At 63.3% G+C, this 2,812-nt stretch carries 1 protein-coding gene and 1 pseudogene; both read right to left on the reverse strand.

The features are described 5' to 3' along the window. A partial coding sequence (locus E8E75_RS10300) for a DUF2931 family protein (protein WP_280358668.1) occupies window positions 1-515 on the reverse strand: 515 nt, incomplete at its 3' end. 1,715 nt (window positions 516-2,230) lie between these two features. Next, window positions 2,231-2,812, reverse strand: a pseudogene (locus tag E8E75_RS10310) (DUF2345 domain-containing protein); the annotation flags it as partial.

Here is a 2,812-nt window from a genome sequence, read left to right on the forward strand (position 1 = left end):
TCCTTGGAGGGCAGGCAAGGCCCTCCTACCCAGACCTTGACGATGCCACCTGGCGCCAGGCCTAGCGAAATCATCCTCCGGTAATCGTCTTTCCACTTTTGCGAGCCTTGGCAAAATACCCGCTCCGGCCTGACCATCTCATCGCGCACCCACGGCGGGATCGGGAGGGTGGCTTTGTAGGTCTGCGGCTCCACCAGCGACTGCCAGCGTACGAAGAGCATCTCCGGCAGGTCGATGTTGCTCACCGGCTTCATCGCCCCGCCCCCTTGGTGCCAGTCCGCCGCTTTGTTCGTATAAGCAGCGACTCCACCGTGAACGCGGAAAAACGCCATGCCACGCTGATCCAGCACATCCACACTTTCCACCCACACTTCCATGTAACGGGGCGCGGCCAAGCCGACGTACCACGTGTCATACGGCAGTCGCGGCGGCCCTGGAGGGGCCCAGCCATTGTGATCGCGGGCACAGGCACCCAGGCTCAGCAGCAGGACACCACACAACGCCAGGCGCCTCATACCGGGTAATCCTTTTGTGGCTGGTTGGGGTAGACGTTGCGGGTGTCGTTTTCCGCTGGCTTGTTGACCAGGACGCCAATGCTTGGCGTCCAATGCGCGGATTGATGGATGTAATGGCGTCGCAGCAGACGCTCTTGCTCCAGACTGAGCTGGACTTCGATACCAGCCAAAGCCAATTCCAGCGTTGCAGAGGCAATGGCCTGCAGGTCGTCCGGCAGCTTGAAGCGTCTTTCATCTGGCAACGGTTTGAATGGCACGCGATGGCGCACGCCCAGCTCGCGCATCACTCGCAGTCCAATCAGGGCGAGCTCGCCCCGCACGGGCCGATCAAGGACGGCTGCCACAAGGAAGTGGCGTTCCTGGCTGTCGCGATCGCCCCTGGCGGGCATGGCGATCGGCCAGGTGGTGATCTCGATGTCGCCATACTCCGCCAGACCGCTGGCGAGCAGGGCATTGACCTGAGCGCGCGTCTGTTGCCATAGCGGATGCTCCGTTGGCGCTTGTCGACGCGTCAGGATCATTCGCCGTGGCCGGGTCAGCAGCAGGCGCTCCCTTCCGCGGGGCAGGTACCCACCGCCAATGTCGGAATGCACGCCAGGCAGGCTGATCTCCTCATGCCCTGGCTGCACGCTGTTAAGGGCAAAGTTGTGGCGGCATTCATCGCGGGCGCGCAGCTGGATCACTTTCCGTGCGCAACCCACCGGCAAGAAGAGGCTGACGCCGGGGTTACTGGCGTTCGCGGCGCTGAAATCACCGTCTGACGGACTGACGATAGCGGCAACGCTATCGAACAGACCGATGAGGTTGAGGCTGACGTGAATGGCCGGATCGAACCCTGGCCGCAGGCCGAAGCGGCCTGCACGCAATAGCTCCTGGAACACCCCGCGGCCGGGCTTGAGCAGTTCGTTGGCACAGTGCCGTGCAGCTGCCGCGCCCCGGCTGAAACCGAACAGATCAAATTCCACGGAGCGAACACGGATGCCAGAGTTGGCCTGAGTAAACGCATCCAGTTGCGCCTCGATTATCGCCGGCGCCTGCTCGACTCGCGCCGCCACCCCGGTTTCGCCTTTGCCGGTGCCCTGGCCATAGAGCGAATCCTTGCCGCCGCTACGGGTGCCAATGCCTTCGAGATAGACTTTCACATACCCAATGTCGGCGTTGGGGGCTACAGCCGCCGCGACGTTATCGGGATAGAGCCTGAACAGATGTGCCACGTTACTCGGCGCATTACCGTAGCTATTGTCCGGAGTCCCAGTAAAACTGCCGCCATCGAGCCCGATGTAGCCGTAGCCTTCGCATTGCCGGATGATCGTCGCCAGTTCGTCCGCACTGAACTGATCCAAATCGTCGCGTTGGCATTGCGCGACAGCGGTCGCATTGGCCAGGTTGTTGCCGGTGCCATCGAAGAACAGGCCCAGGCGCAATACGATGCCGTCGGGCAGTTCTTCCTCTTCTTCCTCCTCTTCCAGACCCTCGCCATAGGTCACTGAGAGCGCCTCGGGCCTGGGGGTGTACACCCGCTGGGTGAATCCCTGGCTGTCGGTCACGCCGCGCCAGGTGCGCCCTGAAGCACCCGTGATCTTGTAAGGCATGGCGGCCAGGGTTCGTTCGCCATCATCCGCGAAGAGTTGGAACTGCTCGTCAAAACGCAACGGAGGTTGCACCTCCAGAGGCAGCACAGGCAGGGACCTCGCCTGAGGAGCCTTGGTTTTCTGGTAATCGAAATGCACCGCCTTGATCAGGTGCTCACCCTGGGTGCCGGACTCGATGCCGCACGGATCGAGGGTGATGTAGCTGCCGCCGGCATTGAGGGTGATCTTCTGCTTGGCGCTGATGCGGATTTCGTCTTCGGTGCTGGTGATGTCCAGCCCATGCCGGGCGAGCAGTTCCAGGCGGTCGTTCTGTGCCTGGATCTGCACCGCGCCCTGGTTGGCGATCAGCTTCATACCGAGCTTGCGCACGAACAGGCTCAGGCCCTCGCCCACGCCAATGAACAGACGCTTGACCACGCTGATGTCGGCCTCCCCGCCGGCGTTGAGCATCAGGTTGTGCCGGGCAGCCAGTTGCAGGTGCTCGCCGCTGGTCAGGGCGATGCCCTGCGGGGCGCTGAGCAGGGCCACCGCGGCCTTCAACTGGTCAAGCCGCTCGCGCAGCAGGGCAAGCTGGGCGTTTACGTCGGCCGGATCGGCCTGGGCGTGCTCGGCATCGCGGGACAGCTGCTGCATCTCCTCGCCGGCCTCCTGCAGGCGAGTGACGGCTTCCTGCATGGCCAGGACCTGCCCCTGGGCGCGGGGTTG

The organism is Pseudomonas sp. BN606, from assembly GCF_029873115.1.
GTDB lineage: Bacteria > Pseudomonadota > Gammaproteobacteria > Pseudomonadales > Pseudomonadaceae > Metapseudomonas.